At 35.6% G+C, this 23,463-nt stretch carries 38 protein-coding genes; 29 read left to right on the forward strand and 9 right to left on the reverse strand.

Features of this window, described 5'->3' with window-relative positions:
* Positions 1-10: 10 nt before the first annotated feature.
* The 26 genes from rplD to rpsT all read left to right on the forward strand — a co-directional run bounded on the left by rplD (position 11) and on the right by rpsT (position 12,817).
* Complete coding sequence (gene rplD, locus N3Z16_RS03125; protein ID WP_282486699.1) at positions 11-631, forward strand: 50S ribosomal protein L4; 621 nt, start codon at positions 11-13, stop codon at positions 629-631.
* Entirely contained in the window at positions 628-924 is a 297-nt protein-coding gene (locus N3Z16_RS03130; RefSeq protein WP_223939477.1) for a 50S ribosomal protein L23, read from the forward strand. Before rplD ends, N3Z16_RS03130 begins: the two co-directional genes overlap by 4 nt.
* Positions 924-1,745, forward strand: a complete 822-nt coding sequence (rplB, locus tag N3Z16_RS03135) for a 50S ribosomal protein L2 (protein WP_223939476.1) — start codon at positions 924-926, stop codon at positions 1,743-1,745. The genes N3Z16_RS03130 and rplB overlap by 1 nt, the downstream gene beginning before the upstream one ends.
* 27 nt (positions 1,746-1,772) lie before the next feature.
* Positions 1,773-2,051: a 30S ribosomal protein S19 gene (rpsS, locus tag N3Z16_RS03140; RefSeq protein ID WP_223939475.1), complete on the forward strand. Its 279-nt coding sequence runs from the start codon at positions 1,773-1,775 to the stop codon at positions 2,049-2,051.
* Positions 2,052-2,063: 12 nt separating this feature from the next.
* On the forward strand, positions 2,064-2,411 hold the full coding sequence (gene rplV, locus N3Z16_RS03145) for a 50S ribosomal protein L22 (protein ID WP_223939474.1): 348 nt from the start codon (positions 2,064-2,066) through the stop codon (positions 2,409-2,411).
* A 1-nt stretch (position 2,412) separates the two neighbouring features.
* The gene (gene rpsC / locus N3Z16_RS03150; RefSeq protein WP_223939473.1) at positions 2,413-3,054 is read left to right on the forward strand and encodes a 30S ribosomal protein S3; all 642 of its coding nucleotides are present in this window, start codon (positions 2,413-2,415) and stop codon (positions 3,052-3,054) included.
* A 33-nt stretch (positions 3,055-3,087) separates the two neighbouring features.
* The gene (gene rplP / locus N3Z16_RS03155; protein WP_223939472.1) at positions 3,088-3,498 is read left to right on the forward strand and encodes a 50S ribosomal protein L16; all 411 of its coding nucleotides are present in this window, start codon (positions 3,088-3,090) and stop codon (positions 3,496-3,498) included.
* Entirely contained in the window at positions 3,491-3,706 is a 216-nt protein-coding gene (rpmC, locus tag N3Z16_RS03160) for a 50S ribosomal protein L29 (protein WP_282486701.1), read from the forward strand. The genes rplP and rpmC overlap by 8 nt, the downstream gene beginning before the upstream one ends.
* Entirely contained in the window at positions 3,706-3,936 is a 231-nt protein-coding gene (rpsQ, locus tag N3Z16_RS03165; protein WP_223939470.1) for a 30S ribosomal protein S17, read from the forward strand. The genes rpmC and rpsQ overlap by 1 nt, the downstream gene beginning before the upstream one ends.
* A 74-nt stretch (positions 3,937-4,010) precedes the next feature.
* Positions 4,011-4,379 carry a 50S ribosomal protein L14 gene (gene rplN, locus N3Z16_RS03170; protein WP_223939469.1) on the forward strand — a complete coding sequence of 123 codons (369 nt, stop codon included), beginning with the start codon at positions 4,011-4,013 and terminating at the stop codon, positions 4,377-4,379.
* Positions 4,380-4,709 carry a 50S ribosomal protein L24 gene (rplX, locus tag N3Z16_RS03175; protein ID WP_223939468.1) on the forward strand — a complete coding sequence of 110 codons (330 nt, stop codon included), beginning with the start codon at positions 4,380-4,382 and terminating at the stop codon, positions 4,707-4,709.
* Entirely contained in the window at positions 4,709-5,251 is a 543-nt protein-coding gene (rplE, locus tag N3Z16_RS03180) for a 50S ribosomal protein L5 (protein WP_223939467.1), read from the forward strand. Before rplX ends, rplE begins: the two co-directional genes overlap by 1 nt.
* 19 nt (positions 5,252-5,270) lie before the next feature.
* A complete protein-coding gene (rpsN, locus tag N3Z16_RS03185) occupies positions 5,271-5,576 on the forward strand; it encodes a 30S ribosomal protein S14 (protein ID WP_282486704.1) in 306 nt (101 codons plus the stop codon).
* A 24-nt stretch (positions 5,577-5,600) separates the two neighbouring features.
* Entirely contained in the window at positions 5,601-5,993 is a 393-nt protein-coding gene (rpsH, locus tag N3Z16_RS03190; protein ID WP_223939465.1) for a 30S ribosomal protein S8, read from the forward strand.
* A 10-nt stretch (positions 5,994-6,003) separates the two neighbouring features.
* Positions 6,004-6,537, forward strand: coding sequence for a 50S ribosomal protein L6 (gene rplF, locus N3Z16_RS03195; RefSeq protein ID WP_282486705.1), 534 nt, complete (start codon positions 6,004-6,006; stop codon positions 6,535-6,537).
* 13 nt (positions 6,538-6,550) lie between these two features.
* Positions 6,551-6,907: a 50S ribosomal protein L18 gene (gene rplR / locus N3Z16_RS03200; RefSeq protein ID WP_282486706.1), complete on the forward strand. Its 357-nt coding sequence runs from the start codon at positions 6,551-6,553 to the stop codon at positions 6,905-6,907.
* Between the two features lie 13 nt (positions 6,908-6,920).
* Positions 6,921-7,448 carry a 30S ribosomal protein S5 gene (rpsE, locus tag N3Z16_RS03205; protein WP_223939462.1) on the forward strand — a complete coding sequence of 176 codons (528 nt, stop codon included), beginning with the start codon at positions 6,921-6,923 and terminating at the stop codon, positions 7,446-7,448.
* 21 nt (positions 7,449-7,469) lie between these two features.
* On the forward strand, positions 7,470-7,676 hold the full coding sequence (gene rpmD, locus N3Z16_RS03210) for a 50S ribosomal protein L30 (RefSeq protein WP_223939461.1): 207 nt from the start codon (positions 7,470-7,472) through the stop codon (positions 7,674-7,676).
* Positions 7,677-7,696: 20 nt separating this feature from the next.
* The gene (gene rplO / locus N3Z16_RS03215) at positions 7,697-8,146 is read left to right on the forward strand and encodes a 50S ribosomal protein L15 (protein WP_223939460.1); all 450 of its coding nucleotides are present in this window, start codon (positions 7,697-7,699) and stop codon (positions 8,144-8,146) included.
* A gap of 15 nt (positions 8,147-8,161) precedes the next feature.
* Positions 8,162-9,451 carry a preprotein translocase subunit SecY gene (gene secY, locus N3Z16_RS03220; protein ID WP_223939459.1) on the forward strand — a complete coding sequence of 430 codons (1,290 nt, stop codon included), beginning with the start codon at positions 8,162-8,164 and terminating at the stop codon, positions 9,449-9,451.
* The gene (locus N3Z16_RS03225; RefSeq protein WP_282486708.1) at positions 9,448-10,095 is read left to right on the forward strand and encodes an adenylate kinase; all 648 of its coding nucleotides are present in this window, start codon (positions 9,448-9,450) and stop codon (positions 10,093-10,095) included. Before secY ends, N3Z16_RS03225 begins: the two co-directional genes overlap by 4 nt.
* A 62-nt stretch (positions 10,096-10,157) precedes the next feature.
* The gene (gene rpsM, locus N3Z16_RS03230) at positions 10,158-10,526 is read left to right on the forward strand and encodes a 30S ribosomal protein S13 (protein WP_282486709.1); all 369 of its coding nucleotides are present in this window, start codon (positions 10,158-10,160) and stop codon (positions 10,524-10,526) included.
* 16 nt (positions 10,527-10,542) lie between these two features.
* Positions 10,543-10,926, forward strand: coding sequence for a 30S ribosomal protein S11 (rpsK, locus tag N3Z16_RS03235; protein ID WP_223939456.1), 384 nt, complete (start codon positions 10,543-10,545; stop codon positions 10,924-10,926).
* Positions 10,927-10,956: 30 nt separating this feature from the next.
* Positions 10,957-11,982, forward strand: coding sequence for a DNA-directed RNA polymerase subunit alpha (locus N3Z16_RS03240; RefSeq protein ID WP_282486710.1), 1,026 nt, complete (start codon positions 10,957-10,959; stop codon positions 11,980-11,982).
* A 114-nt stretch (positions 11,983-12,096) separates the two neighbouring features.
* A complete protein-coding gene (rplQ, locus tag N3Z16_RS03245; RefSeq protein WP_282486712.1) occupies positions 12,097-12,519 on the forward strand; it encodes a 50S ribosomal protein L17 in 423 nt (140 codons plus the stop codon).
* 16 nt (positions 12,520-12,535) lie between these two features.
* Positions 12,536-12,817, forward strand: coding sequence for a 30S ribosomal protein S20 (gene rpsT / locus N3Z16_RS03250; RefSeq protein ID WP_223939453.1), 282 nt, complete (start codon positions 12,536-12,538; stop codon positions 12,815-12,817).
* 73 nt (positions 12,818-12,890) lie between these two features.
* On the opposite strand, the gene N3Z16_RS10905 is transcribed toward rpsT, so the two are convergent.
* Genes N3Z16_RS10905 through N3Z16_RS03260 form a run of 3 tightly spaced genes read right to left on the reverse strand, consistent with a single transcriptional unit; the run spans position 12,891 to position 14,918 of the window.
* Positions 12,891-13,286 carry a transposase gene (locus tag N3Z16_RS10905; RefSeq protein ID WP_410519632.1) on the reverse strand — a complete coding sequence of 132 codons (396 nt, stop codon included), beginning with the start codon at positions 13,284-13,286 and terminating at the stop codon, positions 12,891-12,893.
* A complete protein-coding gene (locus tag N3Z16_RS03255; RefSeq protein WP_282486713.1) occupies positions 13,178-13,846 on the reverse strand; it encodes an IS5 family transposase in 669 nt (222 codons plus the stop codon). Before N3Z16_RS03255 ends, N3Z16_RS10905 begins: the two co-directional genes overlap by 109 nt.
* Positions 13,847-13,880: 34 nt before the next feature.
* Entirely contained in the window at positions 13,881-14,918 is a 1,038-nt protein-coding gene (locus tag N3Z16_RS03260; protein ID WP_282485609.1) for an IS630 family transposase, read from the reverse strand.
* A 204-nt stretch (positions 14,919-15,122) separates the two neighbouring features.
* Here N3Z16_RS03260 and N3Z16_RS03265 point away from each other — a divergent pair, with 204 nt between their 5' ends.
* From N3Z16_RS03265 to N3Z16_RS03275, 3 genes are all read left to right on the forward strand, one after another.
* On the forward strand, positions 15,123-16,439 hold the full coding sequence (locus tag N3Z16_RS03265) for a hypothetical protein (RefSeq protein ID WP_282486715.1): 1,317 nt from the start codon (positions 15,123-15,125) through the stop codon (positions 16,437-16,439).
* Complete coding sequence (locus N3Z16_RS03270) at positions 16,399-18,075, forward strand: DUF6371 domain-containing protein (protein ID WP_282486717.1); 1,677 nt, start codon at positions 16,399-16,401, stop codon at positions 18,073-18,075. Before N3Z16_RS03265 ends, N3Z16_RS03270 begins: the two co-directional genes overlap by 41 nt.
* 78 nt (positions 18,076-18,153) lie before the next feature.
* Positions 18,154-18,465 (forward strand): hypothetical protein, encoded by a 312-nt coding sequence (locus N3Z16_RS03275; protein ID WP_282486718.1) that lies wholly within the window; start codon positions 18,154-18,156, stop codon positions 18,463-18,465.
* Between the two features lie 62 nt (positions 18,466-18,527).
* On the opposite strand, the gene N3Z16_RS03280 is transcribed toward N3Z16_RS03275, so the two are convergent.
* The 6 genes from N3Z16_RS03280 to N3Z16_RS03305 all read right to left on the reverse strand — a co-directional run bounded on the left by N3Z16_RS03280 (position 18,528) and on the right by N3Z16_RS03305 (position 23,384).
* Positions 18,528-18,941, reverse strand: coding sequence for a type II toxin-antitoxin system VapC family toxin (locus N3Z16_RS03280; protein ID WP_282486719.1), 414 nt, complete (start codon positions 18,939-18,941; stop codon positions 18,528-18,530).
* A gap of 2 nt (positions 18,942-18,943) precedes the next feature.
* On the reverse strand, positions 18,944-19,198 hold the full coding sequence (locus tag N3Z16_RS03285) for a type II toxin-antitoxin system Phd/YefM family antitoxin (protein WP_282486720.1): 255 nt from the start codon (positions 19,196-19,198) through the stop codon (positions 18,944-18,946).
* 330 nt (positions 19,199-19,528) lie between these two features.
* Entirely contained in the window at positions 19,529-20,401 is an 873-nt protein-coding gene (gene sucD / locus N3Z16_RS03290) for a succinate--CoA ligase subunit alpha (RefSeq protein WP_282486721.1), read from the reverse strand.
* An 11-nt stretch (positions 20,402-20,412) separates the two neighbouring features.
* Positions 20,413-21,570 (reverse strand): ADP-forming succinate--CoA ligase subunit beta, encoded by a 1,158-nt coding sequence (gene sucC / locus N3Z16_RS03295; protein ID WP_282486722.1) that lies wholly within the window; start codon positions 21,568-21,570, stop codon positions 20,413-20,415.
* 95 nt (positions 21,571-21,665) lie between these two features.
* Positions 21,666-22,178, reverse strand: coding sequence for an RDD family protein (locus tag N3Z16_RS03300; protein WP_223939097.1), 513 nt, complete (start codon positions 22,176-22,178; stop codon positions 21,666-21,668).
* 21 nt (positions 22,179-22,199) lie between these two features.
* Positions 22,200-23,384 carry a multidrug effflux MFS transporter gene (locus N3Z16_RS03305; RefSeq protein WP_282486723.1) on the reverse strand — a complete coding sequence of 395 codons (1,185 nt, stop codon included), beginning with the start codon at positions 23,382-23,384 and terminating at the stop codon, positions 22,200-22,202.
* Positions 23,385-23,463: the final 79 nt, after the last annotated feature.

A 23,463-nucleotide genomic window follows, 5' to 3' on the forward strand; every position in this document is an offset into this window, starting at 1 on the left:
TAAGATTTATATGAAAGCCAAGCTATTAAGTCTAGACAATAAGGAGTTGGGAGACATCGTGGTAGATGATGCCATATTTGGTCTAGAAGCAAGAATAGATATAATAAAAAGAGTTGTTGATTGGCAGAGAGCTAAAGTCATGAGCGGTACTCATAAAACAAAAACTGTTGGGGAAGTTTCTGGTTCTGGAAAAAAGCCTTTTAAACAAAAAGGTACTGGTAATGCAAGGCAAGGTAATGCAAGGGGTGTTCAGCGTCGCGGTGGCGGTATTGCTTTCGGTCCTGTGCCAAGATCTCATGAAATTAAACTGCAGAAAAAAGTTAGAAAGCTTGGAATGAGGCATGCTTTGTCTGTTAAGTTTTCTGAGGGTGCTGTTCATATTATAGATTCAACAAAAATGAAAGAACCGAAGACAGCGGACTTAGTGAAATCATTATCTAATTTTGGTCTCGGTAAATTTTTTATTATAGATGGAAAAGAAGTTGATCAAAATATAAAATTATCAGCAAAATCAGCAGCGAATACTTGTGTAGTGCCTGTTATTGGTGCAAATGTATATGATATAGTAAATAGCGATTATATCTTAATATCTAAGGATGCGTTGCCGCTTTTAGAAGAGAGGTTAAGATGATATCTGCTAATAAATATGATATAATAAGAAAACCGTTGATTACTGAGAAATCAACCGTTTTAGGCGAGCTTGGGAAGTACGTTTTCGAGGTGGAGAAAAGTGCTGAAAAAGGTTTGATAAAAAAAGCAATTGAAGAAATTTTTACAGTTAAAGTTAAATCTGTAAACATTTTAAATCAGAAAGGCAAAAAGAAAAGGTTTAAAGGCGTAATGGGACGTAGGTCTGATGTGAAAAAGGCTATGGTCACTTTGGAGAAAGATTACACTATTGATTTTACAGGGGGAGGTAAGTAATGGCTCTAAAGCAATATAATCCGACTACTCCTTCCCAGAGAGAGTTGGTTCAGGTTGATAAAAGCGATTTATGGAAAGGGAAGCCATATAAATCCTTGACTAAAGGTAAGATAAACACCGGAGGAAGAAATAATACTGGTAGGATCACCTCTTGGCACAGGGGCGGAGGGCATAAAAAGCTCTATAGATTTATTGATTTTAAAAGGTCAGTAGAAGGTGAAGCTGTGGTTGAGCGTTTAGAGTACGACCCAAATAGAACTGCTTTTATAGCCTTACTTGGTCATACTGATGGTTCTAAATCTTATATTTTAGCACCTAATAACTTAAAAGTTGGGGATAAAATAGCCTCAGGACCTGATGCCGATATTAAGGTTGGTAATTGCCTACCTCTTAAGAATATTCCTGTGGGAACTATTATTCACAACGTTGAGATGAAACCTGGTAAAGGAGGTCAACTTGCTAGATCTGCTGGTACATCTGTTAGTTTGGCTGGTAAAGATTCTGGTTATGCGCAAGTGAAATTAGCTTCCGGAGAATTAAGGTTAGTACCTCTTGAATGTAAAGCTACTATTGGTATAGTATCCAATCCAGATCAGAAAAATATTAATATTGGTAAGGCTGGTAGAAGTAGGTGGCTTGGCAAGAGGCCACACGTAAGAGGGGTAGCGATGAATCCAATTGATCACCCACACGGTGGTGGTGAAGGTAAAACTTCTGGCGGGCGTCATCCTGTTACTCCTTGGGGTAAACCGACTAAAGGTAAGAAGACTCGTAAGAATAAACTTACCTCTAAATTCATTTTGAAAAGAAAAACTAAGTAAGGTAATATAAAAGTAAGGTAATATAATATGGCGCGCTCAACATGGAAAGGTCCTTTTGTAGATGGCTATTTATTAAAAAAGATACAAAAAGCAATAGATTCAGGTAAGAAAGATGTTATAAAAACATGGTCTAGAAGATCAACTATCTTACCGTTATTTGTTGGTTTTACTTTTGCTGTACATAATGGCAACAAGTTTATTCCTGTTTCCGTGAGTGAGGAGATGGTAGGTCATAAATTTGGTGAGTTTGCTCCTACTCGTACCTACTATGGTCATGGTGCCGATAAAAAAGTTAAAAGAAAATAGTATAAGGTAAAAATGGGTGTATTAGTAAAAGCGTCATCAAGAAATCTGAGAACGAGTGCTCAAAAATTGAATTTAGTAGCTGCGATGATTAGAAAAATGAAAGTGTCCGATGCTTTAGTGCAGCTGGCTTTTTGTCCCAAAAGAATAGCTATTGATGTTAGAAAATGTTTACAATCAGCCGTTGCTAACGCTGAAAATAATATGGGTCTAGATATTGACAGTTTAGTTGTTAATTCGGCTACCGTTGGAAAGTCATTTGTGATGAAAAGGGTTAGAACAAGGGCTAGAGGTAGAAGTGCTAGGATTAATAAACCTTTTAGCAATTTGTATATAACAGTTTCTGAGAAAGAGGAGAATTAATATGGGACAGAAGGTAAATCCTCATGGTTTTAGAGTAGGGCCTACGCTTAATAAAGAATGGGAATCAGTTTTGTATGCAGAAAAAGACTATGCGGTCAAGCTGCTTGAAGATATAAAAATCAGAGCTTTGATTGTAAAACGCTATAAAATAGCTCAAGTAAGTAGGGTGATTATTCACAGATCAAGCAGTAACGTAGTTGTAAACATCTATGCTAAAAAACCTGGTATTATAATTGGTAAGAGCGGTTCTGATATTGAAAAACTAAAAAAAGACTTGCATATAATAGCAAATTGTGAAGTTTTTATAAATATTCATGAAGTGAAAAAGCCTGCTCTTGATTCTGCTATTACTGCTCAGACTATTACTCAGCAATTAGAGAATCGTGTTTCTTTTAGGAAAGCTATGAAGACCGCAATGCAAAATACTATGAAGCAAGGGGCAAAAGGAATTAAAGTTGCGTGTTCTGGTCGTCTAGGCGGTGCTGAAATAGCTAGAACTGAATGGTATAGAGAAGGTAGAGTTCCTCTGCATACACTTCGTGCTGATATAGATTATTCTACATCTGAAGCTCATACTACTTATGGAGTAATTGGTGTGAAGGTGTGGATTTATAGGGGCGATTACGCTCAGAATAAGAAATAATTTTGTTTAATTTAATTTAACGGAAGAGATATAATGCTAGCTCCAAAGAAGCAAAAATTTAGAAAAGCTCATAAAGGGAGGGTGGCTCCGAAAGCAAAAGCTGGAACAATGCTGAATTTTGGCATGTTTGGTCTAAAATCTGTTGAGCAATTAAGAGTTACAGCGCGTCAAATTGAAGCTGCAAGAAGGGCCGCTGTTAGAGAGATGAAAAGGCAAGGTAGATTCTTTATTAGAATTTTTCCTGATCTTCCTGTTTCTAAAAAACCAAATGAAGTACGTATGGGTAAAGGTAAAGGTTCACCAGAGTATTTTGCGGTTAGAGTCTCACCCGGTAGAATAATGTTCGAAATTAATGGGGTGGATGAAGCTGTTGCGCGAAAAGCCTTAGAGCTTGCTGCTTCTAAGTTGCCAGTAAAAACAAAAGTGGTAAAGAGATATGAGTAATTCAGATTATAAAGCAAAAGCTTTACTTGATCTTGATAATAAAAAATTAGAAGAATCTCTTTCTTTTTTTAAGAAAGAGCTTTTTAACCTTAGGTTTCAAAAGACTCTTGGCGAATTAACTAACACCAGTAGATTTGCAAAAGTTAGGAAGAATATAGCAAGAGTTGAAACGGAATTAACAAGAAGAAGAAAGGTTGGAGCGAAATAATGCCAAGAAGGATTTTACAAGGTACGGTTGAAAGTGCAAAATGTGATAAGACAATATCCGTTAGAGTAGAAAGAAGATTTAGAGATCCTCTTTATCAGAAGACTGTAAAAAGATCTACTAAATATGCAGCTCATGACCCTGAAGGTAAGTATAAAGAAGGCGATAAAGTAAGAATTATAGAGTGCAAACCAATATCCAAGACTAAAAGATGGATGGTGGTAAGCGAATAAATCTTTGACTTATTGTATTAATTTTTGTATCTTGTGCTGTGTTTAATATTATTTATGTTTTGGAAGTTTAAGTTATGATTCAGATGCAAAGCGTCCTTAAGGTCGCGGATAATTCTGGTGCAAAAAAAGTGATGTGTATAAAAGTACTTGGCGGTTCTGATCACATGACCACGGAGTGTTGTAATGTTATAGTTGTGTCTATAAAAACTGCTATTCCAGGGGGAAAGGTTAAGAAAGGAGATGTACACAGGGCTCTTATTGTTAGAACTAAAAAAGGTATTAGAAGATCTGATGGTAGTACTATTCAGTTTGATTCAAACTCTGTGGTATTGGTAAATAAACAGAATGAACCTATTGGAACAAGGGTTTTTGGACCAGTGCCAAGAGAACTCAGAGGTAAAGGATTTGGAAAAATTGTTTCTCTTGCGGAAGAGGTAATATAAATGATTAAACTTAAAATAAAAAAGGGTGATAAAGTTAAAGTCATCACGGGAAAAAGTAAAGGTAAAATAGGCGATGTTCTTAAGGTTTTTCCAAAAGAAAATCGAGCTTTAGTTTCTGGAGTTAATTTAGCAAAGGTTCATTTGAAGCCTAGTCGTAATAATGAAGGTGGTATTTCTCAGAAAGAATTACTAATTCATATTTCGAATTTAAGCCATATAGATCCAAAGACAGATGAAATCACTAAGGTTGGAATAAAGGTTTTGGAAAATGGTAAGAAAGTAAGATTTGCAAAAAAATCTGGTGAGATAATTTCTAAGGAAGGTAAGTGATGTTACTTAGGTTTAAAGAATTGTATGTAAAAGAAATAGTTAAATCTTTACAAGAAAAATTTAACTATAAAAATATACATCAGATGCCCAAGCTATCAAAGGTAGTAGTTAATATGGGAGTCAGTGATGCCGTATCTGATTCGAAGGTCATAAATAGCGCTATAGCTGATCTTACTGCAATTACCGGACAGAAACCTTATGTAACTTATGCCAAGAAATCAATAGCCAGTTTTAAGCTCCGCGAGGGAATGAAAATAGGCTGCAAAGTCACCTTGAGAAGTGATAGAATGTTTGAGTTCTTAGAAAGGCTGGTTATTGTTGCTTTACCAAGGGTAAAAGAGTTTAAAGGGTTTTCAGTAAAAAGTTTTGATGGTAAAGGTAATATAACTTTTGGAATAAAAGAACAGATAGTGTTTCCTGAAATCAATTATGATAAAATTGATAAAATCAGAGGCATGGATATAACCATTGTTACTACAGCGCAAACAGATGAAGAAGCGAAGGTTTTGTTGTCTGGATTTAGTTTACCATTTTACAATTAATTTAGAGATATAAGTTGCTATGGCAAAAATTGGTTCTATAGAGAGAAACAACAAAAGGAAGAGGCTTGCAAAGTCTTTAGCCTCTAAAAGGGAAAAGTTAAAATTAGAAATTTATTCTAAGGATCTTCCTATCGATGAAAGATTTAACCTAGTATTGAAATTAGCTAAACTTCCAAGAAATTCAGCTAAAAACAGGGTTAGAAATAGATGTGCATTAACCGGAAGGCCGAGAGGGTATTATCACAAGGTAGGCTTGTCTAGAAATATGATAAGAGAACTAGCAGGGAAAGGAATGTTGCCTGGTGTTGTTAAGGCAAGTTGGTAAAAATATAAATTTAGGAATATTGTTATGTCAATGACCGATAATATAGCGGATATGTTAACAAGAATTAGAAACGGACAGAAGAGTAAATTACTTAATGTGGTTCTGCCGGTTTCAAATCTTAAGTGCGCAGTTCTTGAAGTGCTGAAAGGTGAGGGATATATTGCTGGTTATACTGTTAATTCCGAAGCTAAAGAAATTAATGTCGAGCTTAAATATTCTCGTGCAGGCCGTCCTGCGATATGTGAAATTCATAAAGTGTCCAAGCCAGGGAAAAGGATATATTCACCGATTTCTAGTCTTAAAGGTTATTTTAATAATATGGGCATACATATTCTCTCTACGTCAAAAGGAGTGATGTCTGATAGAGAGGCTAAAAAGCAGAATGTTGGTGGTGAAGTAATTTGTAAAGTATTTTAGAGTATTAAAGATGTCAAGAGTAGGTAAAGTACCAGTATCACTAACTCATGGTGCTAAAGTAGAAATTTCTGGTTTGAATGTAAAAGTTCATGGCGCTAAGGGTTCTCTAGAAAAAGGTCTTGCAGGCGATATTACGATCGAGCAAAAGGGAGAAACTGTTGTGGTAAAACCTTTAAATGATACTAATGCAGCAAAAGCTATGTGGGGTACTGCAAGAAGTATTATTAATTCGATGGTGAAAGGTGTAACTGTTGGATTTTCTGAAGAGTTAGAAGTTAATGGCGTTGGGTATAGAGCGGCAATTAAAGGTAAATACTTGAATTTAACCCTAGGGAAAAGCCATAATACCAAAATTGAAATTCCAGAGGGAATTAAGGTAGAGACTCCAAAACAAAATATTATAACTCTGGAATCCATAAATAAGGAAAAACTTGGTGAGTTTATTGCAGTGGTAAAAAGACAAAGGCCACCAGAGCCTTATAAAGGTAAAGGAATTAAGCGTAAGGGCGAATACGTACAAAGGAAAGAAGGTAAAAAAGGTTAATTTTAGGTTTTATATGAGTGCAAAGAGTCATAGTTTTCAAAAAAGAAAAGAGCGGGTAAGGATTAAGCTAAAAAAAGTTAGTAATAGAAATAGGCTTTCTGTTTTTAAATCAGGTCAACATATATATGCGCAAATAATCGATGATTTAACAGCAAAAACTCTAGTTTCTGCTTCAACAGTTGATAAGGAAATAAGGAAAGCTGGCAAATCAAATTGTAATATTGAGAATGCAATTAAAGTTGGGAAGTTGATAGGAGAAAGAGCAGCTGAAAAAGCTATTAAGTTGGTAGCTTTTGATAAAGGTGGTCATAAATATCATGGTATTATTAAGGCTCTTGCAGAAGAAGCAAAAAAAAATTTAAACTTTTAATTAGAGAATATTGATGTCTAAAGATTCTACAAAAAATATGGAAGGTTTAAGCGAGGAACTAGTTCATATCAATAGGGTAACAAAAGTTGTAAAAGGCGGAAGGAATTTTTCTTTTGCAGCAATTGTAGTGGTTGGAGATGGAAATGGTAGAGTTGGATTTGGCAACGGTAAAGCAAAAGAAGTTACAGAAGCAAGGGCAAAAGCAACAAAAGACGCAAGAAATAATTTAGTTTCAGTACCTTTATATAAAGGTAGGACAATTCATCATGACGTGGTAGGGAAGAGTGGGGCTGCCAAAGTGTTACTTAGAAGGGCTACTCCCGGTACGGGAGTTATTGCCGGTGGCCCAATGAGGTCTATTTTTGGCTGCCTTGGGATTGCTGATATTGTAGCTAAATCGCTTGGGTCTTCTAATCCTAACGCTATGATTACAGCTACCTTTGATGCGCTGCGTAACCTTAATGCGCCAAAAGTTATTGCTTCACGGAGGGACAAAAATATTCATGAACTTTCCGTAAACTTGCTAAAAGAAGAAAAATAAGAAATAAACAGGTATTGTGTTATGGCTGAAAAAAAATCAAATGCAAAATTTTCCCAGATAAAAGTGGTGCAAGTTGTAAGCCCGATAGGGCGTAGGCCGGATCAAAAACAAACGCTTATAGGCCTTGGTTTGAATAAAATGCACAAGGAAAGAGTTCTTGAGGATACTAATTCCATAAGGGGAATGATCAATAAAGTAAGGCATCTTGTAAAATTTGAAAATGTGTAATTTAGAGTATAAAGGTTAAAATGAGAGTAAATTCATTATTTAACGTTCCTGGATCGAGAAAACCAAGAAAGAGAATTGGTAGGGGAAATGGTAGTGGAACTGGTAGAACTGGTGGGCGTGGAGAGAAAGGTCAAAAGTCTCGCTCTGGTGTTTCTATTAAAACTGAAGGTGGGCAAATGCCGCTTATAAAAAGGTTACCAAAAAGAGGCTTTAATAGTTCTAAGTCGATAAGATATACCCCAATTAGTATGGCTGATATCGAATTCTTAATTATCGAAAAAAGGATAGATACTTCAGTTGTCTTCAATAAAACATCACTTGTTAATATTGGTTACATTAAAAGTGAAAAAACCCCTGTTAAATTGCTTGCTGGAATTGATAAAATGAACTTTAAAATATCTGTGCAGTTAGATGCTTATTCGAAAACTGCTAAAGAGTTAATTGAAAAAGCTGGTGGTCAGGTACTATAACGAGATTGTGGGATAATGCAAAAATCAAAGGGCGAACTTAGCAGTAGGATATTGTTTACACTATCTATATTGCTTGTGTGTAGAGTAGGTTCTTTCATTCCTATTCCTGGTATTGATTCTGTTGCTCTGGCAAGTTTAGCAGAGCAAAGTCAGGCTGGTATTCTTGGTATGTTTAATATGCTCTCAGGAGGATCTCTTGGGAGAATGTCTATTTTTGCTTTAGCGATAATGCCTTACATTACTGCTTCTATAATTATTCAGTTAATGACAATTGCTTATAAACCTCTAGAGAATCTTAAAAAAGAGGGAGAAACTGGGAGAAGGAAGATAAACCAACTCTCACGGTATTTGACGGTTTTATTTGCAGCTTTCCAGGCTTATGGTGTAGCAATTGGTCTTGAGTCTACTGCGACTCCTTATGGTCCAGTTGTAATCATTCCTTCTTTTATTTTTAAAGTTTCAACTATTACAACTTTAGTTGTCGGAACTATGTTTCTTATGTGGCTTGGTGAGCAGATTTCATCTCGCGGCATAGGAAATGGTACATCTTTAATAATTTTTGTTGGAATTATTTCAGGGCTTCCGAGCGCCGTAATAGGAATGTTTGAATTGTCCAGAAAGGGAGTTATGTCACCATTGGCAGTTATTTCTATATGTGCAGGAGTTGTTGCCATGATAGCAATTATTGTTTATTTTGAAAGAGCTCAGCGTAAAGTATTAGTACAATATCCAAAAAGACAGGTTGGAAATAAGATTTATGGTGGTGAGGCGACGCATTTACCTTTAAAATTAAATACTGCGGGTGTAATACCGCCGATTTTTGCAAGTTCTATACTTTTATTTCCTGCTACTGTAGCTGGATTTTCTGGAGAAAAATCTGAATTTATGGCTAGTTTATCGCACTATCTGGGACATGGAAAAGCTTTATTTATACTGCTTTACGTGTTTTTAATAATGTTCTTTAGTTTTTTTTATACTGCCGTTGTGTTTAATTCTGAAGAAACAGCTAATAACTTAAGGAAGCATGGCGCTTATGTAGCAGGCAAAAGACCTGGCAAAAACACTTCGGAATACTTTGATTATTTGCTTACTCGATTGACAGTAATTGGTGGTTTATACTTATCTGTAGTTTGTGTTGTGCCTGAATTATTGATGAATAAATATTCTGTAGCCTTTGCTTTAGGCGGAACAAGTTTCTTAATAGTTGTAAATGTGGTTATTGATACTTTTACTCAAATTCAGACGCACTTGTTTAGTTCCAGATATGAAGGTTTAGTAAAGAAAATGAAATTGAAAGAGAGATGATAAAAAAGGTTATATTGTTGATTGGCCCTCCAGGTTCTGGAAAAGGTACACAAGGTAAAATCTTGGCAGAAAAATTAATGCTCCCTCATATTTCTACTGGTGATATTTTTAGAAAGATTGCAACAAATAACACTGATGAATCAAGGCTTTTATACGAGTATATGGATTCTGGTAAATTAGTGCCTTCTGAATTGGTCAACAAAATTGTAAAAACAGCTATACTTTCTGATGATTACAAAAATGGGTGTATTTTGGATGGTTACCCAAGAAATTTAGAGCAAGCTGAATATCTTAATAAAAACGTACATGCAGAAATAAGCTGTATATTTTTTAATGTGCCTGATGAAGTAGCTATAAAGAGGATTGCAGGTAGATATAACTGTGAGTCTTGTGGAAGCATATATAACAAGTATTACGATAATCCTAAAATTGAAGGCATATGCGATAATTGTGGATCTATTAAGCTACTATTTAGATCTGATGATGACGAAAAAACGGTTTTAGCTAGGATGGAAGAGTATAAAAAAGAAACTTTACCTTTAGTTGAATATTATAAGAAAAAATGGAGATTCTTTAATATAAATGCTACTGCTAATAAAGAAAAAATAATTGAAGAAATTGATTTGATTGCAAAAAGAATTTGACTTTATCGGATATTTTTATATTATTCTGATTCTAATTATTTATAAAAATTTGGAGAAATTTTGTGGCAAGGATTGCAGGTGTAAATATTCCAGTAAATAAAAGGTTAGTAATTAGCCTAACATATATTTATGGTATTGGGCTACCTTCTGCTCAAAAAATTTGTAAGGATGCTGGTATCTCAGAAAGTAAAAGGGTTAAGGACTTAGTAGATCAGGAATTAATTACTCTTCGTTCTCTTATAGAAAAAAGTTATCAGGTAGAAGGAGATTTAAGAAGAGAAGTTAGTCTTAATATTAAAAAGAAAAAAGATATGCGTTCCTACGAAGGTTTAAGGCATATTAGAAGGTTGCCAGTTCGTGGTCAGAATACTCATTCTAATGCTAGAACTAGAAAAGGAAAGCGTGTAGCCATTGCTGGGAAAAAACAATAATTTAGGATATAGATAAATGAGTCCGATTAGCAAAATTAAGAAAAAAAAGAAAAACATTTCGCTTGGAGTAGTTCATATTAAAGCTACTTTTAATAACACTATTGTAACTTTTACTGATATTCAGGGCAATGTAATAGCTATATCTACTGCTGGATCACAAGGTTTTAAAGGAGCAAAAAAAGCAACTCCTCATGCTGCGCAGCTAACTGTTGATAGAGCTTCCGAAAATGCTAAAGATAATGGTATGAAAACTGTTTCTATAAGGGTTAAAGGAGCGGGGTCACAACGTGAAGCGGCTATGAGGGCAGTATTTAGCCAGAATTTTGTTGTGACTTCAATAACTGATGTTTCTGGAGTTGCCCATAACGGTGTTAGACCGCCGAAGAGGAGAAGGGTATAAGTAAGCAACATTAGAGAAAAGGATAAGAATATGCTATCAATAAACAAAAACTGGAATTCGCTCATTAAACCATTGAAAATTATTTGTGCCGATTCCGGTATGGACGATAAAATTAATGTTGCTAATATAGTTGTCGAACCATTAGAACGGGGGTTTGGTTTAACTTTAGGAAATGCTTTGAGGAGGATTCTGCTTTCTTCTTTACAAGGCGCTGCTATTACTGCAATGAAAATTCCAGGAGTGGTACATGAGTTTTCCTCCAAGTCAGGTGTGAAAGAAGATGTTATTGACTTAATCTTGAATGTAAAAAATATAGCAATCAGGATGCATAGTTTAGAGAAAAGAATTATTAGACTTAATGCTAAAGGACCATGTGTTGTGACTGCTGGCATGATAGAGACTTCAAGTGATGTTGAGATATTAAACCCTGATCAAAAAATTTGTACCTTGTCTAAGGATGCTGAACTGGAGATAGAATTTTATTGCGAAACTGGTAGAGGCTACGTTCCTGCTAGTAGTGCCAAAGAAAAAGATTTGCCGATAGGTGTGGTAACTATTGATGCTTTATTTAGCCCGGTGAAAAAAGTATCCTATAAAGTAGAAGATACTCGTGTAGGACAGGTAACTGATTATGATAAATTAATAATGACTGTTGAGACTAATGGCTCTATTACACCAGAGATGGCGATAGCGTTGTCTGCAAGAATTCTCCAAGATCAATTAGATTTGTTTGTCACTTTTGAAGAAGAAGAAGAAGAAAAAGCAGAGGTTTCAAGGGAGCTGGAATTTAATCCTGTTTTACTTAAGAAAGTAAGTCACCTTGAACTTTCTGTTAGATCACAGAATTGTTTGCAAAATGATAATATAGTTTATATCGGAGATCTTGTAATAAAAACAGAAGCAGAGATGTTGAAAACCCAGAATTTTGGGAGAAAGTCTCTTAATGAAATAAAAGAAATTTTATCCAAGTTTAATTTAAAGTTTGGAATGGAAATTCCTGGTTGGCCACCTGAAAATGTTGAAGAGCTAGCCAAAAAATATGAGGACCCATATTAAATGGGGCTTTGTAGGGCAAGTATGGGTGTAATTTAAAGTAGTAATTGTTTAAAATTTTAGCCTTAATTGATAAAAGCTAAATTAAATATAATCTGAGACATTTAGGTATAAAAAATGCGTCATAAGTTAAAAGGAAGAAAACTAAATAGAACAAGTAGTCACCGAATGGCAATGTTTGCAAATATGGCAACATCTTTGATTATGAATGAGCAAATCAAGACTACTGTACCAAAAGCCAAGGAATTAAGGCCTTTTGTCGAAATTTTGGTTACCAAAGCAAAAAAAAGCAGTCTTGCTGTTAGAAGAGAGATTATCTCAAAAATTAAAGATAAGGCAGCCGCCGAGAAATTAATTTCGGTACTAGCTAATAGGTATAAAGAAAGAGCTGGTGGTTATACCAGAATAGTTAAAGCAGGTTTTAGGTATGGTGATGCGGCACCAGTTGCTTATATTGAGTTTGTTGATAGAGATATAAATGCAAAAGGTTGTATGACCCCTAAAATAGAAGAAACAGCAGTACAAGAAACCCAAGAGTAAAAAGAAGCATAAAATTATGGCAAATCACTCATCTACAGAAAAAGCTATAAGAAAAATAGCAAAAAAATCAGCTATTAATAGAAATAGAAGAACAAGAATCAGGACTTATATTAAGAAATCTCTTTTAGCTGTTGAATCTGGTTCAAAAGAAGAAGCTGGTAAAATTTTTATTTCCACCCAATCAGAAATAATGCGTGGAGTATCAAGAGGGTTAATCAAGAAAAATACAGCTTCAAGAAAAGTTAGTCGACTTGCAAAGAAACTAAAATCAATATCTGTTACGACTAAGTCAGAATAGTATAATCAGAGTTTATGGCTTTGTTGCATGAATCTGAATTTAGCTATACCACCCCTTTCCCCAAAATTCAGGTTTAGGCAATGCGCATAGGAATTGGTTTACCAATCTCAAACATTTTGTTTAAAAGTTGGCATTTAATTATCATTTCATTTTTCATATTATCGTCTTCTCTTGATAGAAAATTACTACCAAAAGCAGTTTTAAATCTGAAGAAGGTATTTTCTACCAACTCCCTACGTCCATATTTATTCTTGTTCCTCCATGCATGATATCCTTTATTTTGTTGATACGCAGCACTTTGCTGACGCTCAGTTTTTGCCTTCTCGGCAATAAGGTGATTCGGCGGTCTAATAGTAGGCTTTATGCCTTTTGTACGTATGATTTGATATATGTTTTTACCATCGTACCCCGAGAGTCGGCTAAAACATCTTTTGTCTTGATATTTTTTAGTAATTCTTCTACTTGAGATCTATCGTCTTTGTTGTGATGAGTTATCGTAGCGCCTGTAATAATCCCATTATTCCCAGCAGCTATATGGAGCTTCTTCCAAGTTCTTCGTATATATTGCTTATCGTGTTTGTTTTCTAGCCATTCATTACCGGTATAAGTCTGAATCCCAGTGCTGTCTAAGCATAGGTAATCAAAATCCGTGTCTAGACTACCTAATAAAAACTCAAGATTTAATTTCCTTCCTCGTTTACTCAATGTTGTATAATCGGGACAAGTAAGCGATAGTCCCGTAAGCATAAATATCCAGTTGATAAAACCTTGGCTCTGTCTTAGTTTTAAACTAAATAGATACCTAATTTGTAAACACATCAAAATAGCCTTATCGCTATACCTTCTCTGCCCACCGCGCTTTTTATTACTTCTGCTCTCCTCGTACCAACCGTTGCTTAAATCCGAGGCGATCATAAAATCTATGCGACCTCTATTACGCAAAATATTATTATATTCTGACCAATTAGTAATTTTAAATTTTGAGCCTTTGCGAGATAGGCTAAATGATTTTTTCTTCGGTGACCGCATTCGAATCTATTAACCCACCAATTAAATACCCGACTTAGGCGGCATATTTTACTTCTTTCGCCTGAAATAATCTTTTGATATGTTCTGGGTTATTTTGCAGAGTCCTTAGGTAAGATTTTAAATTCCCTTGGAGTTCAGATTTTGTAAGAGGTATATGTTTCCTATTTACATTTCTTTTTAAATCGTTGTTTAAATATTCATCCGGATTATGTTGCGGAGTATACGGAGGCAGAAAAAATAAAGAAATTTTCTTTTTATGTTTCCGAGTCCATATTTGTACTTTTTTGCTATGATGAACCTTGAGATTATCTAGGATTAAGAAGATTTTTTTCTTGGAGTATTTTACCAACCTCCGTAAAAATTCTATAAATACATTTGTTTTTAGTGTCTCTTCGTACAGCATAAACCTTAGCTTACCGTTATTTGTAACAGTGGATATCATGTTTATACTAAATCTCTTCGATTTATGAATCACAACAGGGGTTTTTCCTTTTAAAGAATAGCTTTGTAATACCTGACACTCTTGTTTTATCCCTACTTCGTCGCACCAATGTATTTCTGCCTTTTCATATTCTGCTTGCTTGGCTATTGACGGATATTCTTCATCTAACCAAAATTGAACCCTTTTGGGTTGCTGCTCATATGCTAACTTCTTTGGCTTTTGTGCAGTATACCCCCATCTTCTTAAATATTCGCCTATTGTACTTAGGGGAAGAAAAAATCCACAATGTTTTTTGATGAGTGCATTAACTGATTTTCTTGACCATAATGCTGATTTGATATTGTGATCTTCTGGTCTAGAGATATTTACGTACCCTTGTATTATTTTACTTTGATCTTCGGTTATAAGCCTTTTCTCTCCTATCTTTCTACCTCTTAACTTCCCACTAATTGCGTACTTGTCGCCTCTCTTTTCCCTCCTTACCCATTCATTTACTGTCTGGCGACTCACTCCTATTAATTCACCTACCGACGATTGACTCTCTCCTCTTTTTACTAGTTTTAGAGCAATCTTTCTCATCGACGCTTGTGCGCTTATTGATAATTTCCTAAAATCTTCACTTTTTGACATTATTGCATTATACAAATTCCTTCCTTCTTGGCAATAGTTATGTCGGGTATTTAATTGGTGGGTTAATATAAGCAATTTTATACGATCATAAGCATACCGGCTTATTAGATATTTCGATAGCTCAATGATTCATGCAACAAAGCCGATCTTGATAGTGAAAAAGCAAGAACCCGCTATGAGCTAGAGGAAAAAGAAGCTGATTTAATGCAGCTTGGCTTGGTAAAAATCAGTAGCAAACGAATAAACAACAGTTTTGCTAGCGATTACATAGGTATAAGAGAATCGGAAGAAGGGAAGTACCTAAAAGGGTATATCGAGGCAAACAAGCGAGTAGTAGAAATAATTCAAACGATTAGTATGTGGCAGCAAAAGGAATTACGGCAAAGCGGGGTGAAACCGGAATTTTGGGAACATGAATCGTGGGATGAATTCAACAACGAGCGAAAAGTGCGCAATCAGTATGCACGGGGCATTATCGGAGGTTACGAAAGATTTGCCGATTTGATAACGCAAACGGGAATGAATTATGCAACGATACTCAAACAAGCGAAAACCTGCGAGGATAATAAATATCAGATAAATAACATAAGTACACAGCTACATATCGAATCGACGAATTATGCGGATCTAGTTAACGGGATTCTAGAGGGCGGATTAGAATTAACTAAAAAATCCTACAACAACCTGAAGCTTGAGATTGCGGAGAATTACGGGAAGATTCAGGAAGCATATCAAAAAATAGAAGAATTAAAAGAAGACGATTTGGATTTAAGGTCTGCAATTGATATTGAAGCAAATTATCGCAAGGTTTTAATGCCTGCATATTTAGGTCGTATTTATAGGGAAGAGCCGTCCGAAGTGCTTTTAAAATATGCAGCGGCGGTAGAAAGGCACGGATTAGAGGAAGCCGTTAGGATGATAGAGGCTAAACCGACAATAATCGGCAAGCTTAAGGGATTCGGGATCGGTAGGTTTAGTTTTAGTAGCACCCGAGACGATGCGGAGGCGAATATAGAGAATATAGGTAAGCGATTAGTCGCATATAGTCGGAGTAGTGATATGGAGGAGAAATTAAGCTTGGAGCTAGCAGATAAGAAGTTTAGCGAGCAGATAGGGTTGCTGGAGGAGGAAATTGAACGATTAAAGAGTTTATTACCGTCGACTCTGGATGAAAAATTCCTCGATAAGGTGGGGAATTTCTTAGTAGATAATAAAAATAACGAAAAAAATGCGCCATTAAGCTTAAATGAAATAAGAGAATCTGAAGAGTTTGAGGCAGTATACATTAAAAATGTTCAAGCTGAGGTGGGAAATGAAACAATAGAAATAACAGATTTACCTGAAAACAAAGGGGAAATTGAACCGGCAGCACAATTTAAGGAAGAGAATCAAAAACCTGAGCAAGTACAAGTAGGGATAGAAGCAAATCAGGTAGTAAAGGGGAGGAAAGTACAAGCAGCAATTGATATTGAAGCAAATAATGATAAAGGGGCTAACGAAGAAAGTTGGGGCTACCTATGAATACAGAAACACGGGTGGAAAACTACTTGGTTATGTTGTTCGGGTTTTAGATAAAGAGGGTAAGAAACAGACATTGCCTGTCAGTTATTGCCATAATACCAAGGCGAACATTAACAGATGGTGGCTAAAAGGTTTTAGCGATAAGGGGTATAAACCGATATACGGAGCAGAAAAACTTGGTCAATCACCGCTGCAAAGGGTTTTAATTGTTGAGGGTGAGAAGGCCGCTATTGCTGCTACAAAAATCTTTCCGGAACATACTGTAATATCGTGGATGGGTGGCTCTGCGTCGGCAAGCAAGGCGAATTGGAAAGAGCTTGCAGGGAGAGAAGTAACAATTTGGCCGGATAATGACGCAGCAGGAGAAAAGGCAGCAAAAGCAATAATTACTGAAATCAACAAAGTAAACGGCTTCAGAGGAGCGGTAAATATTGTAGATACCCATGCCTTGAATTTGCCTGAGAAGTGGGATCTAGCCGATGAATTACCTGTGCATTTAACACGAAAAGATTTAGCTGTAGCCATCAGTAATGCCAAAGTTCCAGAGAATGAAAACAGGCTTGATAAGGAACTTTCAGATCAGGTAAGAGCGGTGCTTTGCGATAAAGAATTTGGCGATTATGTTAATTACGGCGTAAAAAGAGGAAAGCTTGACTCTGGGCATGATTATCTAGATTTAAAGGATACTCTCTATAGGGAAATGCTCACTGCTTCTACAGTTTCCTTTCTGCAGGAGAATCGTAATACCAAAGAAGCTTTAGAGATGAATGAGCTGCTTAAAGAACCGGTTAAAAACATTCCTGCACTTGCCGGTAATATTCTAGAGATTTACGAGAATAGTAGAAAGAGCCAATATATCAGTAATTTTGATGCTGGTAGACAGACTAACTCCAACAGCAAGGAGCTTGCCGAGCTAAATCCTGCTAAGGGCAAGCTTCATGATGAATTAATGCAGGATTTTGTATGGTTACATCAAAAACAGTCAGGAATGGAGTCGTTAAATAAAGTACATCAGGATAAGCTCGGTCAGGATTTAGCGGGAATCATCAAGAGTCATAGCTTGAGCTATAAAGGCTCTGAGAAAGCCATGAGTGATAGTGATCGCAAAATAGTAGCAGATAACGCTTACAAACTTATTAATAGCAAGGAATGGGGAGAAGAGCTTAAGAAAGCAGAGCTCGCCCATAAGGAAGAAGTTACTAGAAAAACCAGTGAAAAACTTATCGGTAATGTGATTAGCAAAAATCTTATCCAACTCGATAAGGCTAAAGAAGAAAATACGGAAGTATCTGACTTTAAGGGCAATATATACACTAACAGAGATACAACTGATTTAAAAGCTAGCCATGAAAAAATGGGCAAAGAACTTGAAACTCACCTTGCCAAAGAGCCGGTACGTGATCTGGTTACAAAAGAAAAAGACAAGTATTTGGAAGCTATCAGTATTGAATTAAAAGAGTTAGAGAAATTAGGCATCAAATATGAGAAAGCTAAATTAGAGGAAATACTCAAATCAATGTCATATAAGGAGCGAGAAGAATACGGTAATAAAATACTCGGGGAAGCAGCTAAGAAACATATTGAACCTATATTTAACAAGTATGCTAATGAGCGTGCAAATACCAATAATTTCTAGGAATTCTTAAATGTAGTTGCAAAAGAACAGGAAACCCATATTGATTTAAGGACTAATCATCGTTTTGCCGTTCGTGCATTGGATAAACTTAACGGTGATTTAAAGTTCTCTACCATCACCAGTGATGCCTGTAAAATTAACTCTAACTTTTTAACTAGTAAAGCAATTAGTCTTTTAGGCTATGCTGCAAAAAATCACATTGTAAGCCAAGAAAAAATAATGAAAGAAATAAATGAGCAAGGCGGTGGAATAAAGAGTATATATCATGAAGTTAAATTTAGGTGTGATGCTCACAAAGCTAGGGAGTTAAAAGCTACTCAGGAACAACAGAAAGAAACAGAGAAACAGAACGAAATCAAGATTGATAGAGACCGTGGGATTAGCTTATAGGGGCTAAGCTGGGAAACTCCGAATGCTATTGTGGCCTCCTTTAGGAATTAGGTAGTTCACGATTAAATAATAAGAGAAACACCTGCTAATTTAGCTGCTTGTTTAAGCTTTTCATCAAAAGTAGCTAATGATAGGCCAAGCCTCAAAGATAATTCTAAGTAGCAGGCATCATATAAACTTAAATTATATCTTTCTGCTAGCTCTATTGTCTCGTTCCAGACATGTTTAGAAATGGATTGATCAATAGTAATAGGTAATTCGTTTAAAGCGTATAAAGCACTTTGTCTTTGTTCTTTAGTAATACGTTTGCGCCGTTCACTTGTTAATAATACATTGGCTACTTCTAATTGCCATATTATCGGAACTATTACGCCTATTTCACTAATTTTATTTAAAATATCTAAAGATATTGAAGGCTTTTCATCATCCATAAACCATGAAATAGTAACAGAACAATCAAGTACAATGGAGGACATGGTTAACGCCTCCCCTCATCTTTGTAACTTTTCCATTCATTCCAATTAAACTTACCTAATTGCATTGATTTGGCTAAATTTCGTATACGCAATATTGTTGATTGTATTACTTCTTTATCAGATGTCTTTTCTATAGGAACAATTTTGGCTACATTTTTACCTCTTCTGGAAATAATAACCTCTTCTCCCGCCATAACTTTGCTTATAATTTTTGTAAAATGTGTTTTAGCTTCAAAAGTACCTACGGATTTCTTCATTTTTCTAACTAGCTAGTTAATATACTAGTTATATAATAAAAAATATTTTATATCAATAAGAAACATGGGATTCCAGCCCCATTCGTTTGACATACTCCCCATGTCTAAAGAGATGCTGATGATACCCCTACTAAAACTTTCTGGGATTCTTCTTGTCGTTTTTCCTCAATCCCTGTAATACCTTAACGTTATCGGTACCCCATAGCGATACATCACGGCTTATTAGATATTTCGATAGCTCAATGATTCATGCAACAAAGCCTATCTTTACAGAGCTTTGGAATCGCTGCCTTTTTATAGATTAGCTGTGGCGTATTTTTATGGTATAGATTATGTAATTAAAGTTTTCATTGTTTTTCCAATTTCCGCTGGAGATTTTGAAATTTTTATACCAGCCATTTTAAGGGCTTCAAATTTATCTTCTGCAGAACCCCTGCCTCCAGAGATTATGGCTCCAGCATGACCCATTCTTTTTCCAGGAGGAGCAGTTACCCCTGCAATAAAACCGACTATTGGTTTTTTTATTTTAGATGTTTTGACAAATTCAGCTGCTTCTTCTTCAGCCGAGCCACCAATTTCGCCTATCATAATAATTCCTTGGGTTTGCTCATCCTTAAGAAACATATCTAAGCAATCAATAAAACTAGTACCGTTTATTGGATCTCCGCCGATCCCAACACATGTGGATTGTCCTAGGCCTTCAGCTGTTGTTTGTGCTACTGCTTCATAAGTTAAAGTACCTGATCGTGAAACTATGCCGATTCTACCCTTTCTGTGTATATGACCGGGCATGATACCTATTTTGCATTCGCCTGGTGTTATTACTCCTGGACAATTAGGGCCTATTAACCTTGTTTTTGAACCCACTAATGCTCTTTTAACCTTAAGCATGTCAATAGTAGGTATACCTTCGGTGATACAGATTACTAACTCAATTTCTGACGCTATTGCCTCTAAAATCGAATCAGCTGCAAACGGTGGGGGAACATAAATAACACTTGCATTAGCTCCAGTTCTATCGATTGCTTCCTGTACGGTGTTGTATACAGGTAGATCAAGATGAGTTTGACCGCCTTTGCCAGGGGTAACTCCGCCTACCATCTTCGTGCCGTACTCAAGGGCTTGAGCTGAATGAAATGTACCTTGAGAGCCGGTGAAGCCCTGGCATATTACTTTTGTTTCTTTATTAATTAATATCGACATTGTATTTATCCTTATATAGCTTTTACTATTTTTTCAGCAGCATCAGCTAAATCATCCGCTGCAATTATTTTTAAACCCGAATTTGCTAATATCTTCTTTCCAAGTTCAAAATTTGTTCCCGCTAACCTAACTACAAGGGGTACATCTAACTGGACATCTTTTGCTGCGGCAATTATTCCTTCTGCAATAATATCGCAGCGCATAATGCCTCCGAATATATTAACTAATATTCCCTTTACCGCTTTATCTGAGATGATAATTTTAAAAGCTTCGGTAACTCTTTCTTTGTCAGCTCCACCTCCTACATCCAAGAAATTAGCAGGTGATGCTCCATATAATTTTATGATATCCATGGTAGCCATTGCAAGGCCTGCCCCATTTACCATACAGCCGATGTTGCCGTCCATTCTCACATAATTTAAATCAGCTCGGCTGGCTCTAGTTTCCAAAGGGTCTTCCTCGTCCTCATCTCTGAGCATAGCAATGTCCGGATGTCTAAACAAACCATTATCATCAAAATTGATTTTTGCATCAAGAGCAAGTAAATTTCCTTCTGTAGTAGCTACTAGAGGGTTTATTTCTATTTGCGAAGCATCAGTTCCTATAAATGCATTGTAAGTTGCTTCGGCAGTTTTCATCATTTGTTTTGCCTGATCCCCTGAAAAGCCCAGCCTAAAAGCTATGCTGCGGCAATGAAAAGGTTGAATTCCCATGACCGGATCTACTGATATTTTTATTAATTTTTCTGGATGATGTAATGCTACTTCCTCGATATCTACACCTCCTTCTGTAGAAGCCATAAAAGTGATTTTGCTGGTTGCTCTATCCAGAACTACGCTAAAATAATATTCTTTAGAAATGTTGCAACCTGATTCTACGTAAACCCTTTTTACTATCTGACCGGATGGCCCTGTTTGATGAGTGACTAATTTTATTCCCATCATATTATGAGCGATTTTTCTTGCCTCATCTTTATTTGTGACTACCTTAACACCTCCTGCTTTGCCACGTCCTCCTGCATGAATTTGGGCCTTAACAACATAAATATCAGCGTTAAAATTATCTAATAAATTGTCAATATCACCAGCTTTTAAGGCAACAATTCCATGAGAAGTTGGTACACCATATTTGTTCAACACTTGTTTTGCTTGGTATTCGTGAATATTCATTTTTAATAACTTTATTTATATTATCTACTCTAAAAACCAATTTTATATATAGGAACAATAAATTGCAAAATAAAAGAGGAAAGCTTTTTGCTTACCTAACTTTTTATCACGACGGTATGTGCTATTTTATCGTGCGTAGCTTGGCCGGTTTTGCTTATAAGCATATTAAAAATGCCGATAATTATAGTAATATAACCGCAGAACCTTTTACAAAGTCGATAAATAGAAGGCCTAGAATAATCGCTAGCATCAACAATTTTCATACGCATAATCATTTTCCCTGGTGTTGCTCCAAACTTGTGCCAAAAGAAAACGAAATATATACCCATAAATAAAGTATTTAATATGAATAATACTGCCATATAACCAAAAAACCGCATGGCAGAAATATAAGAAGCAAATTCCGGCATCTTTACTGCTTCTAGCATTGTCTGGGTATTATGAATATCAATGGAAAAATCTACAAAAAATTGGTAAAAGGCATAGATAAAAACGTAGCGGGAAATAATATTCATTACCGGAGTTAAAACAATTGACAAGATTACTAAATCTATAGTCATCGAAAAAAGCCGTGGTATAAATTTAGGATATGCTATTTGTTTTTTCATCGAATATATATTTATAACAGTCTAGTTCTTTTTTGTAGCAAAACCAATTAACTTAAGCAATCTAAAAGTAAAAAATACCGTAAGTAGGCTGCTAAGTAATAAACCAAGTGAGATATTTAGCAATCTCCCGTTATAAATATAACTCGTAAATGCTATAAATAATGCGCAAAGTAAGGATCGAGATGCCATTATGGTTGAAGATGCCGTGCCTCTGATCTCAGGAAAAATATCTAAGGATTTAGTAAAAATGATGGGATAAGTTATTGCCGCTCCAATTGAATATATAGTCATGAAGCTTGTTGTCAAAAAAGGTGATTTGGGAAATAACAATCCTACCAATAAGCCAAATACTCCCGCAAAGAAAAGTAAAATAGTTCCATAGACTACACAAGTCTTTTCTCCGAGGTAAGAAGTGATACGCCCGGAATACATGCTAAACATAGAAAATATAGCAATTATGATCCCTTGGTTAATAGCATAATACATGATTGGTAGGTTATAAGTTTCAATATATAAAAAGGGTGCGCAGGCAATAAAACTCATATATCCGCTATAAGTTAAGCTGGGAGTTAAGGAAGCATATAAGAACCTTTTGTCAGTAGCTAAAATATAAAAATTTTTAGCTATAGTTCTTATTTCTAAAGGTTTTTTGTCTTTCTTTGTTTCTGGTAACTGGAAATAAAGCATAACCCAAGAGATAAGAGAAACTAAGGCTATTACGAAGTAATTACCTCTAAAGCCTACTAAATTATTGATAAATCCTCCGGCTATAGGAGCAATAGACATAAAAACAGTAATCAAGGAATTCATAACTCCAATTAATTTAGCAGCCTTTTCTGTTTCATAAACATCCGCAATCATTGCAAACACAACCACGGCAGATGTGCTTGCCCCAAACCCTTGAATAAATCTTGCGATAAGTAATGATTCAATACTATCTGCAACTACACAAAATATTGCTCCTATTAACATGATTGCATTACCAATCAGCATTACATTTCTTCTTCCGTAAGAATCAGATAAAGGGCCGTAGACAACACTTGAGAGACAAAATCCAAAAAAATTGACAGCGATAGTCATTTGAGTTAGACCGTCTGAAATGTCAAAATAATCGGAAATATCAGGAAAACTTGGGACTGAGATATCAATTTCAATGCAACATGTAAGTAAGGAGATAACAAACAAAAACGGTAAATTTGGAGTCATGCTTTTAATATTAATACTGTGTTTATATAGTGGTTTATAATTAGTTAAAACTAATTTTAACTAGACGAAAGCAAAAAAT

Origin of the sequence: Candidatus Megaera polyxenophila (assembly GCF_029982035.1) — a bacterium.
In the GTDB taxonomy this organism is placed as follows: Bacteria; Pseudomonadota; Alphaproteobacteria; order Rickettsiales; family Rickettsiaceae; genus Megaera; species Megaera polyxenophila.

Coding starts and splice junctions, on each gene's coding strand:
- rplD (WP_282486699.1), top strand. CDS start 11: ATGAAAGCCAAGCTATTAAGTCTAGACAATAAGGAGTTGGGAGACATC.
- N3Z16_RS03130 (WP_223939477.1), top strand. CDS start 628: ATGATATCTGCTAATAAATATGATATAATAAGAAAACCGTTGATTACT.
- rplB (WP_223939476.1), top strand. CDS start 924: ATGGCTCTAAAGCAATATAATCCGACTACTCCTTCCCAGAGAGAGTTG.
- rpsS (WP_223939475.1), top strand. CDS start 1,773: ATGGCGCGCTCAACATGGAAAGGTCCTTTTGTAGATGGCTATTTATTA.
- rplV (WP_223939474.1), top strand. CDS start 2,064: ATGGGTGTATTAGTAAAAGCGTCATCAAGAAATCTGAGAACGAGTGCT.
- rpsC (WP_223939473.1), top strand. CDS start 2,413: ATGGGACAGAAGGTAAATCCTCATGGTTTTAGAGTAGGGCCTACGCTT.
- rplP (WP_223939472.1), top strand. CDS start 3,088: ATGCTAGCTCCAAAGAAGCAAAAATTTAGAAAAGCTCATAAAGGGAGG.
- rpmC (WP_282486701.1), top strand. CDS start 3,491: ATGAGTAATTCAGATTATAAAGCAAAAGCTTTACTTGATCTTGATAAT.
- rpsQ (WP_223939470.1), top strand. CDS start 3,706: ATGCCAAGAAGGATTTTACAAGGTACGGTTGAAAGTGCAAAATGTGAT.
- rplN (WP_223939469.1), top strand. CDS start 4,011: ATGATTCAGATGCAAAGCGTCCTTAAGGTCGCGGATAATTCTGGTGCA.
- rplX (WP_223939468.1), top strand. CDS start 4,380: ATGATTAAACTTAAAATAAAAAAGGGTGATAAAGTTAAAGTCATCACG.
- rplE (WP_223939467.1), top strand. CDS start 4,709: ATGTTACTTAGGTTTAAAGAATTGTATGTAAAAGAAATAGTTAAATCT.
- rpsN (WP_282486704.1), top strand. CDS start 5,271: ATGGCAAAAATTGGTTCTATAGAGAGAAACAACAAAAGGAAGAGGCTT.
- rpsH (WP_223939465.1), top strand. CDS start 5,601: ATGTCAATGACCGATAATATAGCGGATATGTTAACAAGAATTAGAAAC.
- rplF (WP_282486705.1), top strand. CDS start 6,004: ATGTCAAGAGTAGGTAAAGTACCAGTATCACTAACTCATGGTGCTAAA.
- rplR (WP_282486706.1), top strand. CDS start 6,551: ATGAGTGCAAAGAGTCATAGTTTTCAAAAAAGAAAAGAGCGGGTAAGG.
- rpsE (WP_223939462.1), top strand. CDS start 6,921: ATGTCTAAAGATTCTACAAAAAATATGGAAGGTTTAAGCGAGGAACTA.
- rpmD (WP_223939461.1), top strand. CDS start 7,470: ATGGCTGAAAAAAAATCAAATGCAAAATTTTCCCAGATAAAAGTGGTG.
- rplO (WP_223939460.1), top strand. CDS start 7,697: ATGAGAGTAAATTCATTATTTAACGTTCCTGGATCGAGAAAACCAAGA.
- secY (WP_223939459.1), top strand. CDS start 8,162: ATGCAAAAATCAAAGGGCGAACTTAGCAGTAGGATATTGTTTACACTA.
- N3Z16_RS03225 (WP_282486708.1), top strand. CDS start 9,448: ATGATAAAAAAGGTTATATTGTTGATTGGCCCTCCAGGTTCTGGAAAA.
- rpsK (WP_223939456.1), top strand. CDS start 10,543: ATGAGTCCGATTAGCAAAATTAAGAAAAAAAAGAAAAACATTTCGCTT.
- N3Z16_RS03240 (WP_282486710.1), top strand. CDS start 10,957: ATGCTATCAATAAACAAAAACTGGAATTCGCTCATTAAACCATTGAAA.
- rplQ (WP_282486712.1), top strand. CDS start 12,097: ATGCGTCATAAGTTAAAAGGAAGAAAACTAAATAGAACAAGTAGTCAC.
- rpsT (WP_223939453.1), top strand. CDS start 12,536: ATGGCAAATCACTCATCTACAGAAAAAGCTATAAGAAAAATAGCAAAA.
- N3Z16_RS03255 (WP_282486713.1), bottom strand. CDS start 13,846: ATGCGGTCACCGAAGAAAAAATCATTTAGCCTATCTCGCAAAGGCTCA.
- N3Z16_RS03260 (WP_282485609.1), bottom strand. CDS start 14,918: ATGTCAAAAAGTGAAGATTTTAGGAAATTATCAATAAGCGCACAAGCG.
- N3Z16_RS03265 (WP_282486715.1), top strand. CDS start 15,123: ATGCAGCTTGGCTTGGTAAAAATCAGTAGCAAACGAATAAACAACAGT.
- N3Z16_RS03270 (WP_282486717.1), top strand. CDS start 16,399: ATGATAAAGGGGCTAACGAAGAAAGTTGGGGCTACCTATGAATACAGA.
- N3Z16_RS03280 (WP_282486719.1), bottom strand. CDS start 18,941: ATGTCCTCCATTGTACTTGATTGTTCTGTTACTATTTCATGGTTTATG.
- N3Z16_RS03285 (WP_282486720.1), bottom strand. CDS start 19,198: ATGAAGAAATCCGTAGGTACTTTTGAAGCTAAAACACATTTTACAAAA.
- sucD (WP_282486721.1), bottom strand. CDS start 20,401: ATGTCGATATTAATTAATAAAGAAACAAAAGTAATATGCCAGGGCTTC.
- sucC (WP_282486722.1), bottom strand. CDS start 21,570: ATGAATATTCACGAATACCAAGCAAAACAAGTGTTGAACAAATATGGT.
- N3Z16_RS03300 (WP_223939097.1), bottom strand. CDS start 22,178: ATGAAAAAACAAATAGCATATCCTAAATTTATACCACGGCTTTTTTCG.
- N3Z16_RS03305 (WP_282486723.1), bottom strand. CDS start 23,384: ATGACTCCAAATTTACCGTTTTTGTTTGTTATCTCCTTACTTACATGT.